The organism is Streptomyces sp. NPDC059874, assembly GCF_042731135.1.
Classification (GTDB): domain Bacteria; phylum Actinomycetota; class Actinomycetes; order Streptomycetales; family Streptomycetaceae; genus Streptomyces.
Window position 1 is genome coordinate 1 of sequence record NZ_JBHWJY010000026.1, and the last position, 17,176, is coordinate 17,176.

Below are 17,176 nucleotides of genomic sequence, written 5' to 3' on the forward strand. Positions count from 1 at the left end.
GGGCTGAATTGCCCTCCGGTCAAATCCAGCCCCGCCGGCGTTTGAGGCGCCGCCGGAGGCCAATCCAGCCTCGCCGGCGTTTGAGGCGCGGGGGGTCGGGGGCGGAGCCCCCGCAGCGGCGCCGCACCCGGCACTCGCACCGGCACCGGCACCCGCACCCGCACCTACGACGGAGTCGAGCTGGCCTTGAGGGCGAGCCACAGCTCCATGCGGACGTCCGGGTCCTCCAGGGAGCGGCCGAGGATCTCCTCGACGCGCTTCATCCGGTAGCGCAGGGTGTGCCGGTGGACGCCGAGGTCCGCGGCGGCCGCGTCCCACTGGCCGTGCCGGGAGAGCCACGCCTGGAGGGAGGCCACCAGGTCCCCCCGGCCCGTCGCGTCGTGCTCCCGCAGGGCCCGCAGCGTGCCGTCGGCGAAGGCCCGTACCGCGTCGTCGGCGAGCAGCGGCAGGACCGAGCCCGCCGCCATGTCCTCGTGTTCCACCAGGGGACGACCGCGCCGGCGGGCCACCGCGAGGGCCTGGTCGGCCTGTTTCAGGGCGGCCGCCACGGTGCCCGGTCCGGCCGGCGCGGACAGGCCGACCACCAGTTCGTCGGGCTCCGGCCCGCTCGCGTCCCGGCCGCGCCGGGCCTCCAAGGCCTCCGCGTGGTCCACGCACGCCTGTACGGCCGAGCCCGCGTCGGCGGCCAGCACCACGAGCCGGCCCGGCTCGGGCACCACCAGCAGCGTTTCGCCCGTGCGGGCGGCCGCCGACTCCACCGCGTCGGCCAGCAGGGCCAGGCCCTCCGGCTGGGCCGTGCCGGGGAGTGCCGGTTCGGCCACGATCAACCGGAAGGGGGCCTCCAGCAACACTCCGTACAGGTCTCCGGCCACGGACCGCGCGTGCTCCGCCTCCCCCGCCAGCAGCATCCGCAGCACCGCCGCCCCCAGCCGGGACTCGGCGTCGTGCAGGGAGCGCGAGCGCTCGGTGGTGAGGGTGAGGAGGGCGACGGCGGAGTGCACGGCGTACCGCTCGGCCGTGCCCAGCGGGGCGGCGGTCCCGACGGCCAGCGCGCCGCGCGCCCGCCGCCCGGTGCCCAGCGACTGGAGCTCCACCCGGTCCTCCGCGCCGCCGACCACCGCACTGGCGGGCGCGGGCCGGTCCCGAAGCCGCTCCACGTCGGGGGTGAGGCGGGCGGCGCGGCGCGCGGCCCAGTCGGGGGCGGCCGCGACGACCGCGCCCGAGGTGTCGTAGAGCGCGGCCCAGCCGTGCACGTGCGCCGCCAGCTTCGCGAGCAGCTCGGCGGGCCCGTCGGCGGACAGCGCGGCGCGCGTCAGCTCCCGCTGCGCCTCGAAGCCGGCGGTCACGGCGCGGTACTGGTCCGCCGCGAGGGCCGCGGAGACGGCCTTGCTGATCGCGAGGAACGGGGTCCGGCGGGGTACCTCCAGCAGCGGCATGTCCTCGGCCCGCGCGGCCTCGACCAGTGCTTCGGGGACCGCCTCGTAGTTGACCCCGATGGCGAAGCCGATGCCGACGACCCCGGCCGCGGCGAGGCGGCGTACGTAACGGAGCATCTCCTGCGGATCCTCGGCGTCCAGCTTCATCGCGGTGATCAGCAGCAGCTCCCCGCCCTCCATGTACGGAACGGGGTCGGCGAGCTCGCTGACGTGGGCCCAGCGCACGGGGGTGTCGAGGCGGCTCTCCCCCGCCCGGACGCTGAGTTTGAGCGCCGAGTGCTGGACGAGCGAGGCGAGGGTGAGCGGCATCGGTTACCAGGGGCCTTAGCGGGAGGGACGGCGGAGGGCTGAACGGCGGGCTGACGGACGGAGGCGTACAGAGCACCAGAACGACCACGGGAGCTTTTCGCCGCGCCGTATGAACGACTCCCCTCGATTCTGCCACCTCGTACGGTTTCGGGTGCGGGTCAGGCCGATCCGGCCAGCCGCACCAGCAACGGCGCCGCCCGTTCCCCGCGGACCGAGGTCAGCGACAGCACCGCGGACCCCGGCGGCACCGCGTGCGCGAGGTCCGAGGCGGACCAGCGCTCGCGCTCCACCTGGCGCACGGTCACCGCGTCCGTGGTGACGGCCTTGCCGGTGACGAGCTTGCGGAAGGCGTGGATGGCCCGGGTCAGCGGCTGGTCGGCGAAGACCGTGCGGTGGGTGACGTCGCGGGTCTCCACCCACTCGGTGCCCCAGGCCTCGGCGAAGCGCTTGCCGTCCCAGGTGGTGACCCCGGAGAAGGCCATCCGGCAGCCGACCGCGCCGAGCAGCGGAGTGCGCAGCGCCTCCGGTACGTCGTCCAGCGTGCGCAGCGTGAGCAGTACGCCTGCGTTCGCGGACCGCAGTCGCTGTACGCCGCGCACGGTCTCCGCGGTCAGGGTGTGGGAGGCGTCGTCGAAGGCGAGGAAGGCGAAGAGGGAGCGGTCGGTGCGGGCGGCCGCGGCGGCGTTGAACTGGGCGAGCAACAGCCGGGCCAGCATCCGGGAGGCGTCGGCGTGCCCGCGCTCGGGCAGGTCGACGCGGACCCGGATCGGGTGCTCCAGGGCGCGCAGCGAGAAGGGCCGCCCCTGGCCGGTGGTGTCGAAGAAGCCGGCGAAGGCGGGCCGGTCCAGCAGCGCCACCCGGTCGGCGAGGGCCGGCCCGGGGTCGCCGTGGGATCCGTACTGCCGCTCCCGCGCGTCGAGCTCGCGGAGCATGGCGTGCGCCCCGGCGTCCTCCAGGGCTCGGCGCAGCCCGGCGAGGGCGTCCGGCACCTGGTCGAGCAGCTCGCGCAGCTCGGGCACGGCGGGGAACCGACCGTACGCCGCCCGGAAGGGCCCGAGGAGCTGCGCGAGGGCGGTCGCGGCGCGGCGTACCTCGATCCCGGGGACCTCACCGACGAAGGCCTCGGCGAGCAGGGTGGCGGCCTCGTCGGGGTCGGTCGTGCCGCCGTAGAGGTCGAGGTCGTAGACGGAGCCGGGGTCGCCGACGCGCACGACGACGTCGTAGGCCCCGTCCGGCCCGAGCTGCGCGCCGGCCGCCCCCACGGCGACGACGGCGGCCTGCCCGGCGAGCGCCTGCAGCGCGAGCGACTCGACGACGGGCCGCACGAGCCGGCCCGTCTTCCCGGCGCCGGAGGGCCCGACGGCGAGGAGCGAGGTGCCGAGCACGTCGGGGTCGAGGGCGAGGCCGGTGCCGCGGCGGGCGTAGGGGTTGCGCGGCTCGTCCTCGACGGTGCCGAGCCGCACCTGCCGGACCAGCAGATCGTGCCGGGCTGCCCTGACGGGCAGGTCCCGCGCCCCGGAGGGGTGGGCACAGGCGGCGGCGCCCTTGTCGCGCACGGCGTCGGCGAAGGCCCGCAGCCGGCTGGGGTCGGCCTGTACCGACTCCCAGGCCCTGCGGATTCGGGTGTAGTCCACGTCGTTCATCCGCCCGGCCTTGATCTCGGCTTCCAGCCTTTCGGCCGACTCGGCCAGCCCTGCGGCACGCAGTTCCGCCCAGGATGTGAGGTCGGTGCGCCGCACCGGCTGGGCAGCGGCCCGCGCGGCCGCTGCTTCCGCCGCGGCGGCCCGGCCCCGTCCGGACCAGTCGGCAAGCCTGACGAAGAACACGATGACCGGAAGGTAGATCACCGCGTACAGGATCCACATGACGACCGCACCCGTGGCCGGCTCGATCTCCCGCCACGGCACGTGCCCGAGGACCAGTTCCTCCACCTTCACGAGGTGCGTCTTGAACACGATCACCACCAACAGCGCGCCGAGCGTGGCACCGAGCGCCGCGGCCCTTCGTCCCTGGTCCGCCACCACGCGCTCGAAAGCGGTCCGCCAGTTGCCCAGCCGGGCGAACCCGAAGACGAGCCCTGCGGTGAGGAGCACCTCGTAGACCTCCATCGCGATGGCCCCCCGGTCATCGACCGGCAGGTGGCTGTAGGGGTCCCACCAGTCGCCGGGTGTGAAGATCAGCAGCAGGTAGGTCGACCACGGGACGGATCCGTACATCGTGATCCGCCACACGAGAACGCAGCCGAGGAACGTCAGGATCGCGCGATTGCGGAGCTGGCGGACGTTCACTGCGTCACGCGCGGCATCCCCTGTCGGACCGGTCCGCCACACACCCGGGTCCGTGCCGACCCGCGGAAGGGACAACCACTGCTCCAACTCCGGCCCTTGGGCCGGGACGTGCGCGGGAGACGGCGGTACGAGCGGCTTCGGCGGGGCCCCCACCGGCCTCGGCGGTACCGAAGGCCGGGGGACGTGACCTGCCCGCGTCGAGCGTCCGTCGTGCGTGCCCTCGGTGTCCATGAACCCCTGCCCCCTGCCAGTTCGGTGCTGCGGCGCTCAATCTAGTGCCCGGCCCGCGCCTTCGGCCCGTACCCGGTCATGATCCACAAGACGCGCCCCGCATCCCTCCTATGGCCGTCACGGACAAGGACACGCGGGCACCACTCCCGAACGGAGCATGCAGGACCCCCGCCCCCGGGCCTAGCCTGCGGACAAAGACACAAGTGCGTCCGAAATCACCCCCAGGGAGCTCCCTATGACCGCTGTCCCGCAGGAGCGCAAGCTCGTCACCGCGATCCCCGGCCCCAAGTCGCAGGAGCTGCAGGCCCGCCGCCTTGAGACGGTGGCCGGCGGCGTGGGCTCCGTGCTCCCCGTCTTCACGGCCCGCGCGGGCGGCGGCATCATCGAGGACGTCGACGGCAACCGCCTGATCGACTTCGGCTCCGGCATCGCCGTGACCTCCGTCGGCGCCTCCGCCGAGGCCGTCGTGCGCCGCGCCTCCGCGCAGCTCGCGGACTTCACCCACACCTGTTTCATGGTCACCCCGTACGAGGGCTACGTCGAGGTCTGCGAGGCCCTCGCCGAGCTGACCCCGGGCACCCACGCCAAGAAGTCGGCGCTGTTCAACTCCGGCGCCGAGGCCGTCGAGAACGCCGTCAAGATCGCCCGTGCGTACACCAAGCGCCAGGCCGTCGTCGTCTTCGACCACGGCTACCACGGCCGTACGAACCTGACGATGGCGCTGACCTCGAAGAACATGCCGTACAAGCAGGGCTTCGGTCCCTTCGCCCCCGAGGTCTACCGCGTCCCGGTCGCCTACGGCTACCGCTGGCCCAGCGGCGCCGAGAACTGCGGCCCCGAGGCCGCCGCCATCGCGATCGACAACATCACCAAGCAGATCGGCGCCGAGAACGTCGCCGCGATCATCATCGAGCCGGTCCTCGGCGAGGGCGGCTTCATCGAGCCGGCCAAGGGCTTCCTGCCGGAGATCGTGAAGTTCGCCAACGAGAACGGCATCGTCTTCGTCGCCGACGAGATCCAGTCCGGCTTCTGCCGCACCGGCCAGTGGTTCGCGTGCGAGGACGAGGGCATCGTCCCCGACCTGATCACCACCGCCAAGGGCATCGCGGGCGGTCTGCCGCTCGCCGCCGTGACCGGCCGCGCCGAGATCATGGACTCCGCCCACGCGGGTGGCCTGGGCGGCACCTACGGCGGCAACCCGGTGGCGTGCGCCGGTGCGCTCGGCTCCATCGAGACCATGAAGCAGCTCGACCTCAACGCCGCGGCGAAGAAGATCGAGTCCGTCATGAAGGCCCGTCTCTCCGCCATGCAGGAGAAGTACGAGATCATCGGTGACATCCGCGGCCGCGGCGCCATGATCGCGATCGAGCTCGTGAAGGACCCGGTCTCCAAGACCCCGTTCCCGGAGGCGGCCGGCGCGCTCGCCAAGGCCTGCCACGCCGAGGGCCTGCTCGTCCTCACCTGCGGCACCTACGGCAACGTGCTCCGCTTCCTCCCGCCGATCGTCATCGGCGAGGACCTGCTGAACGAGGGCCTGGACCTCATCGAGGCCGCGTTCGCCGGCATCGGTACGGAGATCTGATCGAACGTCTAGAACGTCCGATCGCAGCACCCGATCGCTACCAGCGGTAACGGTCGGACGCTGTGAAGAAGGTGTGGGGGGCCGATGGCAAGAGCGCGTTCTTGCTGTCGGCCCCCCTCTCGCTGCCGTACGGTTTCTGCAGATGAGTGAGACACCCCGTTCCCGGGAAACCGGGGGCGACACCAGTACCGGGCTTCCCCAGCGCCGCACTGGGCATGCGTTCGCGCACACTCCTCACCGATCGGACAGCCGTCCGCCCCAAACCCCCCGGGGCGTACGGCAACCCGATCCGGGCGGCCGTCCCGGAACCATCCCCCCTGTTCCGGGACGGCCGGCCATCCTCCTCCTTCTCCTCTCCCTGCTGGGACTCGCACTGACGACCTGGCAGGTCCTCGTCTCGGGCCCGCTGATCACGCCGGACGAGAACCTCAGCCGCGCCCTGGTCCGCACGGTCCCCGACGCCGTCACCGAGCGCCTCGCCGACCTCGGCAACATCCCGGTCGCCGTACCGGTCCTGGCCCTGGCGATGGCGTACGCCGTCCGGCGCTCCCGCGCCTGGGCCCCGGCCCTGACCGCGGGCCTGGCGATGGCCCTGGTCCCGGCCGTGATCGTGCCGCTGAAGGAGTGGACCGCCCGCCCGGGCCCCCTGGAGCCCTGGGCCGCCGGCTACTACCCCTCGGGTCACACCGCCACCTCCGCCGTCGCCTACGTCGGCGCGGCCCTGCTGATCGGCCCGTACACCCGCCGCGGGTGGCCGCTGGCCGTCGCCCTCGTCCTGACGGGCGCCACGGCCGCCGGCCTGATCCTGCGCGGCTGGCACTGGCCTCTGGACGTACTGGCCAGCTGCTTCCTGTGCACGCCCCTGCTGATGGCCGTCGCAGGGGTCGTACGCCGCACTGTCAGACCCCCCGCCTAGTCTGTCGCCGATCTTGGGACTTCTCCCCTACGGAAGGCGGCGGCGCGCGATGGGTGCCAGCGGGTGGGACTACGTGACGGAGTACGAGGGCGGCGTCGAGGCATCGCTGACAGCCCTGCAGGCACGCGTGTTCAGGGAGGAGTTCGGCGAGATCGACGACTATCCGGACCTGGCCTCGCTGTGGGCCGACCACGAGTTCATGGGCACGCAGGGCACGCACACGATCCTCGATGTCGTGCGGGTCGTCCGGGGCCCGGAGGAGCAGGAAGGCACCGTGCGGCCCCTCGCCGCCGACCGGATACTGCACCACTTCGGCACGGACCGGCCGACCGTCGCACAGTTCGAAGAGCTGATCGCGCGGGCCTCGCGGGCGATGAGCCACCAGGAGTACACGGAGAGCCTGTCGAGCGAGGGCAGCCTGCGCTGGAGCGGGCTGTACGTCCTGCTGTACACCGGCGACGAGCCCACCCACGTCGGCTTCTTCGGCAGCTCCGGCGACTGACGCCACCGGCCGGTCCGGGCCGCGGAGGGCGCCGGACCGGCCGGGGCCGGGCGCTGCTTCAGCCGCCGAAGTAGGAGTCGAAGTTCCTCGAGAACTCCCAGCCGCCGAAGCGGTCCCAGTTGATCGACCAGGTCATCAGGCCGCGCAGGGCGGGCCAGGTCCCGTGGGTCTGGTAGCCGCCGCAGTTCGTCTTTTTCGTCAGGCAGTCCAGTGCCTTGTTCACCTCGGCGGGCGCGGTGTGGCCGTTGCCCGCGTTGGTCGTGGCCGGCAGGCCGATGGCGACCTGGTCCGGGCGCAGCGGCGGGAACACCCGGGCGGTGTTGCCGGCCACCGGGAAGCCGGTGAGCAGCATGTCGGTCATGGCGATGTGGAAGTCGGCGCCGCCCATGGAGTGGTACTGGTTGTCGAGGCCCATGATCGAGCCCGAGTTGTAGTCCTGGACGTGGAGCAGGGTGAGGTCGTCGCGCAGGGCGTGGATGACCGGCAGGTAGGCGCCGGCGCGCGGGTCCTGGCCGCCCCAGGGGCCGGAGCCGTAGTACTGGTAGCCGAGCTGCACGAAGAAGGTCTCGGGGGCCATGGTCAGGACGAAGCCGGGGCCGTACTTGGCCTTCAGGGTCTTCACGGCCGAGATGAGGTTGACGATTCCCGGTGTGGTGGGGGCCCGGAAGTCGGTGTCGCCGGTGGCCAGGGAGAGGGAGTGGCCCTCGAAGTCGATGTCGAGGCCGTCGAGTCCGTACTCGTCGATGATCTTGCCGACGGAGGAGACGAAGGTGTCGCGGGCGGCCGTGGTCCCGAGCTGGACCTGGCCGTTCTGGCCGCCGATCGAGATCAGCACCTTCTTGCCCGCCGCCTGCTTGGCCTTGATGGCCGCCTTGAACTCGGCCTCCGCTTCGACGGTCGGGCATTCGGCGACCGGGCAGAGCCGGAAGCGGATGTCCCCGGAGGTCACCGAAGTCGGTTCGCCGAAGGCGAGGTTGATGACGTCCCAGGAGGCGGGTACGTCGGCCATCCGGAGGTGGCCGGAGCCGTTGGCGAAGCTCGCGTGCAGGTAGCCGACCAGCGCGTGCGCGGGGAGTTCGCCGCCGCCCCCGCCGCCGCCGCTCGTGGTGGTCGCGGAGACGGGGGCGCTCTTCGGGGACTCGCCCGCCGCGTTCACCGCGCCGACCCTGAAGGTGTACGTGGTGGAGGCCGCGAGGCTGGTCACGGCCGCCGAGGCGGAGCTGACGGAGAAGGGCGCGGCGCCGTCCCGGTACACGGTGTACGAGGTGGCCCCGGGCACCGCCGTCCAGGACAGGGAGATCGCGCTCGACGAGGTGGCGGTGGCCGTCAGGCCGGTGGGGGCCACCGGCGGCTGGGGCAGGCCGGGGCCGCCCGGGTCGGGTCCGACGAGGGTGAGGTCGTCGGTGAAGTGGGCGGACTGTCCGTACCAGCCGTGCGTGTAGACGGTCACGGAGGTGGTCGAGGGGCCGGTGCGGAAGCCGGTCGTCAGCTGCTTCCAGGCACCCGCGCTCTGCGTCCAGGTCGACGCGTCGGTGGTGCCGGTGCCGCTCGCGCCGAGGTAGACGTACGCGCCCTGGACCCAGGCGGTCAGCGTGTACGTCGAGTCGGGCTTGACGGTGACGGTCTGCGAGCAGCGGGCGTTGTCCTGGCCGACGGGGGTGGCCTTGAGGGCGGAACTTCCGCCGTGGACGGGGGTGGTGACGGTGGCTCCGCTGCCCGCCGAGCAGTTCCAGCCGTCGAGGCCGGCCTCGAAGCCGCCGTTGCGGATCAGGTCGGCGTCGGCCGCCGCGGCGGGCGGCCCCGCGGCGAGGAAGCCGGCCACCGCGAGTGCGGCGGCCGTGACGAAGGACATGGCTCTGCGCACAACTGCCTCCGGGGCGTGGGGGGATGGAGGGGGTCAGCCGCGCCCAAGATGGTCCAGACCAATGCCCTTGTCAAGACTTCCGGGCCTCCTCCGCCACCACGCCCGCGGCCGCCTCGTGCATCGCGAGCTCCAGCACCGACGGGTCGGTGAGGGTTCCCTCGCCGTCCGGGAGCACCAGCCAGCGGACCCCGCCCGTCGCCCGGCCGGGATACGGGACCACGATCCAGGTCCCGCGCCCCGCTCCCCGTACGCCCGTGCCGAGCCAGCGGGAAGCCGTGCCCGGGGGCACGAAGAAGCCCAGCCGCGAGTCCCCGAAGTCGGCGAGCACCGGGCCGGGCCGGTCGAGGAGCAGGTTCAGCACGTCGAGGGTGGCCTGCCCCAACTCCCCGGGCAGGATCAGCACGTCCCAGCGCCGACCGGCGGGCAGCAGGGTCACCCCGAGGGGGTTGCGCTCCCACTCGAACCGGCAGGCCTCGGGATCGGGCGCCACCGATACCAGCCATTCCACCGCCGTCTTGGTTCCCGGGATCGTCATCGCCCGGCCTCCCTTCCCTGTTGGTGAGGGTCCTCACCTGGGGAGAGCGGGGCCGGGCGCGGCGATGACGCGGGTTCGACCACATCGTGGTGGTGAACCGGGTCACACGGTGATCGGCGTCGTGTGCGGGGGCGTGCGCGAGGGCGCCGGCCGGCAAGGGCCCCGGCCGGCGGGCCTCAGCTGTCGAAGCCGAGGCCGAAGCGGTCCAGCGTACGGAGCCAGAGGTTGCGGTGCCCGCCGCGGCGGTCGGCGCGGGCCAGCGACCACTTGGTGAGGGTGATCCCGGTCCAGGCGAAGGGCTCTGGCGGGAACGGCATCGGCTTGGACTTCACCATCTCCAGCCGGGTGCGCTCGGTGTCGAGGCCGTCCAGCAGGTCCAGCATCACGTCCGCGCCGAAGCGCGTGGCGCCCACTCCGAGCCCGGTGTAGCCGGCCGCGTAGGCCACCTTGCCGGAGTGCGCGGTGCCGAAGAAGGCCGAGAAGCGCGAACAGGTGTCGATCGCGCCGCCCCAGGCGTGGCTGAACTTGACGCCCTCCAGCTGCGGGAAGGCGGTGAAGAAGTGCTCGGCGAGCTTGAGGTAGGTCTCGGGGCGGTGGTCGTACTCGGAGTCGAGCTTCCCCCGGTAGGGGTAGATCGCGTCGTAGCCGCCCCAGAGGATCCGGTTGTCCTTGGTGATCCGGAAGTAGTGGAACTGGTTGGCGCTGTCGCCGAGCCCCTGTCGGTTCTTCCAGCCGATGGAGGCCAGCTGCTCCTCGTCCAGCGGCTCGGTCATCAGCGCGTAGTCGTAGACCGGGACGGTGAACGGGCGGATCCGCTTGACCAGCGACGGGAAGATGTTGGTGCCCAGGGCGACCCTGCGCGCGAGGATCGTGCCGTACGGGGTCTGGACGGTCATCCCGCGGCCGGCCGAGGCCATCTGCAGGCCGCGGGTGTTCTCGTAGATCCGCACCCCGAGGTCGAGGCAGGCCTGCTTGAGACCCCAGGCCAGCTTCGCCGGGTGGATCATGGCGACGCCGTCGCGGTCCCATAGGCCCGCGAGGAACGTCGGCGAGCCGACCTCCGCGCGCACCGCGTCGCCATCGAGCCATTCGGAGTTGCCCGCGAGGCCGAGGCGCCGGGCCTCCTCGTGGAGTTCCCGCAACTCCTCGACCTGGTGCGGTTCGGTGGCCACGTCGATCTCGCCGGTGCGCTCGAAGTCGCAGTCGATTCCGTAGCGGGCGACCGCCTCCTCGATGGCGTCGAGGTTGCGGGCGCCCAGCTCCTCCAGCTTGGCGAGCTCGCCCGGCCAGCGGGCCAGTCCGTTGGCGAGGCCGTGGGTGAGGGAGGCCGCGCAGAAGCCGCCGTTGCGGCCGGAGGCGGCCCAGCCCGCCTCCTTGCTCTCGATCAGTACGACGTCCCGCTGCGGGTCCCGCTCCTTGGCGAGGAGCGCGGTCCACAGCCCGCTGTAGCCGCCGCCGATGACGAGCAGGTCGCACTTCTCGTCGGAGGTGAGCGCCGGTCGGGGGGCGGGCTTGCCGGGGTCGTCCAGCCAGTACGAGACCGGCATGGCTTCGGAAAGGGATTTCGCAACACTACGCATGGCGACTGGGGCCATGGCTTCCAACTCCCTACAGGGTGTTACTTGGGCTGTGCCTTCTTGCGGCGGTTGCCGACCATCTGGCCGGCCAGGACCACCAGCACCGCGATGACGAACATCGCCGTGCCGATGACGTTGATCTGTACGGGCGTACCGCGCTGGGCCGATCCCCACACGAACATGGGGAAGGTGACGGTGTTGCCCGAGTTGAAGTTGGTGATGATGAAGTCGTCGAAGGAGAGCGCGAAGGAAAGCAGTGCGCCCGCCGCGATACCGGGGGCGGCGATCGGCAGGGTGACCCGCACGAAGGTCTGCACCGGGCCGGCGTAGAGGTCGCGGGCGGCCTCCTCCAGGCGCGGGTCCATGGACAGGACGCGCGCCTTGACGGCGGCGACGACGAAGCTGAGGCAGAACATGATGTGGGCGATCAGGATCGTCCAGAAGCCCAGCTGGATGCCCATGTTGAGGAAGAGCGCGAGCAGCGAGGCCGCCATCACGATCTCGGGCATGGCCATGGGCAGGAAGATCAGCGAGTTGACCGCGCCGCGCGCCTTGAAGCGGTAGCGGACCAGCGCGAAGGCGATCGCGGTGCCCAGTGCCGTCGCCGCGAGGGTGGACCACAGGGCGATCTGGAGCGAGAGCGAGAGCGAGCCGCACAGGTCGGCGACCCCGCACGGGTCCTTCCACGCGTCGAGCGAGAACTCCTGCCAGGCGTAGTTGAACCGCCCGGTGGGGTTGTTGAAGGAGAAGACGGTGACGACGACGTTCGGCAGGATCATGTACGCGAGCGTGCCGAGGCCGAAGATGACGACGAGATTGCGCCGCAGCCAGCCGGTGAGAGTGCGCATCAGACCAGGTCCTCCGTCCCCGCTCGGCGGATGTAGATGGTGACCATGATCAGCACGATGGCCATGAGGATGAAGGACAGCGCGGCCGCCGTCGGGTAGTCGAGGATCCGCAGGTACTGCGACTGGATGACGTTGCCGATCATCCGGGTGTCCGTGGAGCCGAGCAGTTCGGCGTTCACGTAGTCACCGCTCGCCGGAATGAAGGTGAGCAGGGTCCCGGAGACCACACCCGGCATGGAGAGCGGGAAGGTCACCTTGCGGAAGACCGTGGCCGGCTTCGCGTACAGGTCCCCGGCCGCCTCGTGGAGGCGGGTGTCGATGCGCTCCAGCGAGGAGTACAGCGGGAGGATCATGAAGGGGAGGAAGTTGTACGTCAGACCGCAGACCACCGCCAGCGGCGTGGCCAGCACCCGGTCGCCCTCGGTCATGCCGAGCCAGCTGGTGACGTCGAGGAAACCGATGTTGTTGAGGACGGCGACCACCGGGCCGCCGTCGGCCAGGATCGTCTTCCAGGCCAGCGTGCGGATCAGGAAGCTGGTGAAGAACGGGGCGATCACCAGGACCAGCAGCAGGTTGCGCCAGCGGCCGGCCTTGAAGGCGATCAGGTAGGCCAGCGGGTACCCGAGCAGCAGGCACAGCGCGGTGGCGGTGCCGGCGTACAGCAGGGAGCGCAGGAACTGCGGGTAGTACTCGGTGAAGGCGTCCCAGTAGGTCTGGAAGTGCCAGGTGACCTGGAAGCCCTCTTCGAGGGAGCCCGTCTGCACCGAGGTGGAGGCCTGGTAGACCATCGGCAGGACGAAGAAGACCAGCAGCCACAGGATGCCGGGGAGCAGCAGCCAGTACGGGACCAGCCGCTTGCGCACGGACGCCTTGTGCACCGGGGGTTCGGCGGGGGCGGCGACCTCCGGCAGTGTGGCGGGGGCGGTCATGCGCTCTCCTCGACCGTCTCGATGCCCGCGTCGATGTCCTGGGCCGCGTCGAGGCCGAAGGTGTGCTCCGGGTTCCAGTGCAGGATGACGTCGGCGCCCGGCACCAGGCGGGCGTCCCGCTCGATGTTCTGGGCGTAGACCTCCAGCTCGGGACAGACCTTGCTGTCGATCACGTACTGGGTGGAGACCCCGATGAAGGAGGAGTCGGCGATCTTGCCCGCGACCTTGTTGCGGCCGGCGGCGATGGTGTGCTCCTCGTCGGCGTGGACCAGGGAGATCTTCTCCGGGCGGACCCCGACCAGCAGCTTCCCCCCGGAGCGGGGGGTGGTCGCGCAACGGGCGGCGGGCAGGTGCAGCTTCGTGCCGGAGGCGGAGACCACCACCTCGGACCCGGCGGACTCCACGGAGGCCTCGATGAGGTTGGACGTGCCGAGGAAGTTGGCGACGAAGGTGGTGCCCGGGTTCTCGTACAGCTCGGCGGGGGCGCCCAGCTGCTCGACGCGGCCGCCGTTCATCACGGCGACCGTGTCGGCCATGGTCATGGCCTCTTCCTGGTCGTGCGTGACGTGCACGAAGGTGATGCCGACCTCGGTCTGGATCCGCTTGAGCTCCAGCTGCATCTGGCGGCGCAGCTTGAGGTCGAGGGCGCCGAGGGGCTCGTCGAGGAGGAGCACCTGCGGGTGGTTGATCAGGGCGCGGGCCACGGCGACGCGCTGCTGCTGGCCGCCGGAGAGCTGGTGCGGCTTGCGCTGGGCGAACTGGCCGAGCTGGACCAGTTCCAGCATGTCGTCGACCTGCTTCTTGACGGACTTGATCCCGCGGCGGCGGAGCCCGAAGGCGATGTTCTCGGAGATGTTCAGGTGCGGGAACAGCGCGTAGCTCTGGAAGACCGTGTTGACCGGGCGCTTGTACGGCGGGAGGTGCGTGACCGCCCGGTCGCCGAGGTGGACCGTCCCGGTGGAGGGCTCCTCCAGGCCGGCGATCATGCGCAGGGTGGTGGTCTTGCCGCAGCCCGAGGCGCCGAGCAGGGCGAAGAAGGAGCCCTGGGGGATGGTGAGGTCCAGCGGGTGCACGGCGGTGAAGGAGCCGTAGTGCTTGCTGATCCCGGAGAGGCGGACGTCGCCGCCTTCGGTCTTGTCAGTCATGAAGGGGTCCCGGGGGTGGGTGGGCGGAGAGGACAAGGAAGGGTTCGCCGCATGGCGCGGACGGCGCGGCCGGCTACGCGCCGATGAGCTTGGCGAACTTCTCTTCGTACGCGGTCTCTTCCTCGCTGGTGAGGGAGCGGAAGGCGTGCGCCTTGGCGGCCATGGCCTTGTCCGGGACGATCAGGGGGTTGTCCGCGAGTGCCGGATCGATCTTGGCCAGCTCGTCCTTGACGCCCTCGACCGGGCAGACGTAGCTGATGAAGGCGGCCAGCTGGGCGGCGACCGGGGGCTCGTAGTAGTAGTCGATGAGCTTCTCCGCGTTGGCCTTGTGCCGGGCCTTGGCGGGGACCAGCAGGTTGTCGCTGGAGGTGATGTATCCGGGGGCCGGGATCGCGTACTGGATGTCCGGGTTGCCGGCCTGGAGCTGGATCACGTCGCCCGCCCAGGCGAGACAGGCGGCGAGGTCGCCCTTGTCGAGGTCGGCGGTGTAGTCGTTGCCCGTGAAGCGGCGGATCTGCTTGGTGTCCACGCCCTTCTGGAGGCGGCCGATCGCGCCGTCGAAGTCCGCGGTGGTGAAGTTCGCCGGGTCCTTGCCCTGGTCGAGCAGGGTCATGCCGACGGAGTCGCGCATCTCCGTGAGGAAGCCGACCCGGCCCTTGAGGGTGGGGTCGTCGAGCATCTGGGTGACGGAGTCGACCTTCTTCCCGTCGGTGGCCTTGGTGTTGTAGGCGATGACGGTGTCGATGCCGGTCCACGGGTAGCTGTAGGCGCGGCCCGGGTCCCAGTCGGGGGTGCGGAACTGTGGGATCAGGTTGGCGTAGGCATGGGGCAGGTGCGAGGGGTCCAGCTTCTGCGCCCAGCCCAGGCGGATGATGCGGGCGGCGAGCCAGTCGGTGACGACGATCAGGTCGCGGCCGGTGTCCTGGCCGGCGGCGAGCTGCGGTCTGATCTTGCCGAAGAACTCGACGTTGTCGTTGATGTCCTCGGTGTACTTGACCTTGATCCCGGTCCGCTTGGTGAACTCCTCCAGGGTGGGACGGGTCTTCTCGTCGTCGCTGGTGTCCATGTACTCGGTCCAGTTGGAGAAGTTGATCTCCTTCTCCTGGGCCGAGTGGTCGTCGGAGGCCACTGCCGTGTCGCCCTCGCGCTTCGCCGGCGGGATACCGCACGCGGCAAGGGTGGAGAGGCCGCCGAGGGTGAGCGCTCCGACACCGGAGGCGCGCAGCAGCGAGCGGCGGGTGAGGGCGCCGCGCCCGCTGGTGAGGCTGCGCCGCATCGCGGCGAGTTGCGCCTCCGAGAGGCGGTCGGGCTCGAACTGCTCCATGCGTGGTGCCCTTTCGGGAGGTGTACCGCTGGTCGGGCGGTGCTTCTCTTATCGGTCCCCGAAGATCGTGCGGTGCCAGTCCTTCGCGGCGACCGCCGTGTTGTCGTACATCACGTGCTTGACCTGCGTGTACTCCTCGAAGGAGTAGGCCGACATGTCCTTTCCGAAACCACTGGCCTTGTATCCGCCGTGGGGCATCTCGCTGATGATCGGAATGTGGTCGTTGACCCAGACGCAGCCCGCCTGGATCTCCCGCGTGGCGCGGTTGGCCCGGTAGAGGTCGCGGCTCCAGGCGGAGGCGGCGAGCCCGTACGGGGTGTCGTTGGCCAGCGCGATGCCCTCGTCGTCACCGTCGAAGGGCAGGACGACGAGGACCGGGCCGAAGATCTCGGACTGGACCACCTCGCTGTCCTGGGCGGCGCCGGTGATCAGGGTGGGCCGGTAGTACGCGCCCTCGGCCAGGTCCCCGCCGGGGATCTCGCCACCGGTGACGACGGTGGCGTAGCCGCGGGCGCGCTCGACGAAGCCGGCGACGCGGTCGCGCTGGGCGTGGGAGACCAGCGGGCCGAGGTCGGTGGTGGCGGCGAAGGGGTCGCCGAGGCGGACGGTCTCCATCAGTTCGGCGACCCGGGCGACGAAGGCGTCGTGCAGCGGCCGCTGGACGTAGGCACGGGTGGCGGCCGTGCAGTCCTGGCCGGTGTTGATGAGGGAGGCGGCGACGGCGCCGTTCGCGGCGGCCTCCAGGTCGGCGTCGTCGAAGACCAGGAAGGGCGCCTTGCCGCCGAGCTCCAGGTGGAGCCGCTTCACGGTGGCGGTGGCGACTTCGGCCACCCGCTTGCCCACTGCGGTGGAGCCGGTGAAGGAGGTCATGACCACGTCCGGGTGGCCGACCAGGTGCTCTCCGGCCGTACGGCCCGCGCCGGTGACGATGTTGATCACGCCGTCGGGCAGACCCGCGTCCTTGGCCGCCTGCGCGAACATCAGGGAGGTCAGCGGGGTGAGCTCGGCCGGCTTGAGGACGATGGTGTTGCCCGCGGCGATCGCCGGGAGGATCTTCCAGGCGGCCATCTGGAGCGGATAGTTCCAGGGCGCGATGGAGCCGACGACCCCGATGGCCTCGCGGCGCACGTAGGAGGTGTGGTCCGCGGAGTACTCGCCCGCCGCCTGCCCCTGGAGGTGGCGGGCCGCGCCGGCGAAGAAGGCGGCGTTGTCGATGGTCCCCGGCACGTCGAACTCCGTGGACAGCCTGATCGGCTTGCCGCACTGGAGGGACTCGGCGGACGCGAAGTCCTCGGCCTGCTCGGCCAGGACGGCGGCCAGCCGGTGCAGTGCGTCCGAGCGCTCGCCCGGGGTGGCGCCGGACCAGGCCGGGAAGGCCCGCTTGGCGGCCGCGACGGCCTCGTCGACGTCCGCGGTGCTCGCGAGCGCGTAGGTGAGGACCTCGTCGCCGGTGGCGGGGTCGACCACGGTGTGTGACTGGCCGGAGGTGCCGGCCCTCAGTTGCCCGTCGATGTACTGCGCGCCGTCTGCGAAGCGGTCTTTGACCTGGAAGCGGTTGCCCATCACGCTCTCACGCTCTCCGTAGCTACAGTTCGAGCTACAGCTCGAATTGAGTGCCGATCCTGACAGAGGAGAACCCCTCGGCCAAGTGATTCCGTTGTTGCCTTTTGATTACGCGACGGAATCGGTC

At 71.3% G+C, this 17,176-nt stretch carries 13 protein-coding genes; 3 read left to right on the forward strand and 10 right to left on the reverse strand.

The features are described 5' to 3' along the window. Positions 1–164: 164 nt before the first annotated feature. Together ACFV9H_RS17205 and ACFV9H_RS17210 are read right to left on the reverse strand one after the other, a co-directional pair. The gene (locus tag ACFV9H_RS17205; protein WP_385398587.1) at positions 165–1,745 is read right to left on the reverse strand and encodes a PucR family transcriptional regulator; all 1,581 of its coding nucleotides are present in this window, start codon (positions 1,743–1,745) and stop codon (positions 165–167) included. A 158-nt stretch (positions 1,746–1,903) separates the two neighbouring features. After that, positions 1,904–4,264: an ATP/GTP-binding protein gene (locus tag ACFV9H_RS17210; RefSeq protein WP_385398590.1), complete on the reverse strand. Its 2,361-nt coding sequence runs from the start codon at positions 4,262–4,264 to the stop codon at positions 1,904–1,906. 235 nt (positions 4,265–4,499) lie between these two features. On the opposite strand from ACFV9H_RS17210, the gene gabT reads away from it, so the two are divergent. The 3 genes from gabT (at position 4,500) to ACFV9H_RS17225 (ending at position 7,264) form a co-directional block, all read left to right on the forward strand. Continuing rightward, complete coding sequence (gene gabT / locus ACFV9H_RS17215; protein ID WP_385398593.1) at positions 4,500–5,846, forward strand: 4-aminobutyrate--2-oxoglutarate transaminase; 1,347 nt, start codon at positions 4,500–4,502, stop codon at positions 5,844–5,846. 142 nt (positions 5,847–5,988) lie between these two features. Then, complete coding sequence (locus ACFV9H_RS17220; RefSeq protein WP_385398595.1) at positions 5,989–6,762, forward strand: phosphatase PAP2 family protein; 774 nt, start codon at positions 5,989–5,991, stop codon at positions 6,760–6,762. A 49-nt stretch (positions 6,763–6,811) separates the two neighbouring features. Beyond that, entirely contained in the window at positions 6,812–7,264 is a 453-nt protein-coding gene (locus tag ACFV9H_RS17225; RefSeq protein ID WP_385398598.1) for a hypothetical protein, read from the forward strand. A 58-nt stretch (positions 7,265–7,322) separates the two neighbouring features. On the opposite strand, the gene ACFV9H_RS17230 is transcribed toward ACFV9H_RS17225, so the two are convergent. The 8 genes from ACFV9H_RS17230 to ACFV9H_RS17265 all read right to left on the reverse strand — a co-directional run bounded on the left by ACFV9H_RS17230 (position 7,323) and on the right by ACFV9H_RS17265 (position 17,049). After that, complete coding sequence (locus ACFV9H_RS17230) at positions 7,323–9,116, reverse strand: chitinase (RefSeq protein ID WP_385398783.1); 1,794 nt, start codon at positions 9,114–9,116, stop codon at positions 7,323–7,325. An 82-nt stretch (positions 9,117–9,198) separates the two neighbouring features. After that, complete coding sequence (locus ACFV9H_RS17235) at positions 9,199–9,663, reverse strand: hypothetical protein (RefSeq protein WP_385398600.1); 465 nt, start codon at positions 9,661–9,663, stop codon at positions 9,199–9,201. A gap of 176 nt (positions 9,664–9,839) precedes the next feature. Then, positions 9,840–11,258 (reverse strand): NAD(P)/FAD-dependent oxidoreductase, encoded by a 1,419-nt coding sequence (locus ACFV9H_RS17240; protein WP_385398603.1) that lies wholly within the window; start codon positions 11,256–11,258, stop codon positions 9,840–9,842. 23 nt (positions 11,259–11,281) lie between these two features. Further along, positions 11,282–12,088 (reverse strand): ABC transporter permease, encoded by an 807-nt coding sequence (locus ACFV9H_RS17245; RefSeq protein ID WP_385398605.1) that lies wholly within the window; start codon positions 12,086–12,088, stop codon positions 11,282–11,284. Further along, entirely contained in the window at positions 12,088–13,017 is a 930-nt protein-coding gene (locus ACFV9H_RS17250; protein ID WP_385398608.1) for an ABC transporter permease, read from the reverse strand. Before ACFV9H_RS17250 ends, ACFV9H_RS17245 begins: the two co-directional genes overlap by 1 nt. Continuing rightward, a complete protein-coding gene (locus ACFV9H_RS17255) occupies positions 13,014–14,162 on the reverse strand; it encodes an ABC transporter ATP-binding protein (RefSeq protein ID WP_385398611.1) in 1,149 nt (382 codons plus the stop codon). Before ACFV9H_RS17255 ends, ACFV9H_RS17250 begins: the two co-directional genes overlap by 4 nt. Before the next feature lie 73 nt (positions 14,163–14,235). Beyond that, positions 14,236–15,486 (reverse strand): spermidine/putrescine ABC transporter substrate-binding protein, encoded by a 1,251-nt coding sequence (locus ACFV9H_RS17260; protein ID WP_385398613.1) that lies wholly within the window; start codon positions 15,484–15,486, stop codon positions 14,236–14,238. A 48-nt stretch (positions 15,487–15,534) separates the two neighbouring features. Next, on the reverse strand, positions 15,535–17,049 hold the full coding sequence (locus ACFV9H_RS17265) for a gamma-aminobutyraldehyde dehydrogenase (RefSeq protein ID WP_385398785.1): 1,515 nt from the start codon (positions 17,047–17,049) through the stop codon (positions 15,535–15,537). Between the last annotated feature and the right edge of the window lie 127 nt (positions 17,050–17,176).

Excerpts from the sequence above, each read along its gene's own strand:
- ACFV9H_RS17235 (WP_385398600.1), bottom strand. The coding sequence starts at position 9,663 with ATGACGATCCCGGGAACCAAGACGGCGGTGGAATGGCTGGTATCGGTG.
- ACFV9H_RS17260 (WP_385398613.1), bottom strand. The coding sequence starts at position 15,486 with ATGGAGCAGTTCGAGCCCGACCGCCTCTCGGAGGCGCAACTCGCCGCG.
- ACFV9H_RS17220 (WP_385398595.1), top strand. The coding sequence starts at position 5,989 with ATGAGTGAGACACCCCGTTCCCGGGAAACCGGGGGCGACACCAGTACC.
- ACFV9H_RS17245 (WP_385398605.1), bottom strand. The coding sequence starts at position 12,088 with ATGCGCACTCTCACCGGCTGGCTGCGGCGCAATCTCGTCGTCATCTTC.
- ACFV9H_RS17240 (WP_385398603.1), bottom strand. The coding sequence starts at position 11,258 with ATGGCCCCAGTCGCCATGCGTAGTGTTGCGAAATCCCTTTCCGAAGCC.
- gabT (WP_385398593.1), top strand. The coding sequence starts at position 4,500 with ATGACCGCTGTCCCGCAGGAGCGCAAGCTCGTCACCGCGATCCCCGGC.
- ACFV9H_RS17210 (WP_385398590.1), bottom strand. The coding sequence starts at position 4,264 with ATGGACACCGAGGGCACGCACGACGGACGCTCGACGCGGGCAGGTCAC.
- ACFV9H_RS17250 (WP_385398608.1), bottom strand. The coding sequence starts at position 13,017 with ATGACCGCCCCCGCCACACTGCCGGAGGTCGCCGCCCCCGCCGAACCC.
- ACFV9H_RS17230 (WP_385398783.1), bottom strand. The coding sequence starts at position 9,116 with ATGTCCTTCGTCACGGCCGCCGCACTCGCGGTGGCCGGCTTCCTCGCC.
- ACFV9H_RS17205 (WP_385398587.1), bottom strand. The coding sequence starts at position 1,745 with ATGCCGCTCACCCTCGCCTCGCTCGTCCAGCACTCGGCGCTCAAACTC.
- ACFV9H_RS17225 (WP_385398598.1), top strand. The coding sequence starts at position 6,812 with ATGGGTGCCAGCGGGTGGGACTACGTGACGGAGTACGAGGGCGGCGTC.
- ACFV9H_RS17265 (WP_385398785.1), bottom strand. The coding sequence starts at position 17,049 with ATGGGCAACCGCTTCCAGGTCAAAGACCGCTTCGCAGACGGCGCGCAG.
- ACFV9H_RS17255 (WP_385398611.1), bottom strand. The coding sequence starts at position 14,162 with ATGACTGACAAGACCGAAGGCGGCGACGTCCGCCTCTCCGGGATCAGC.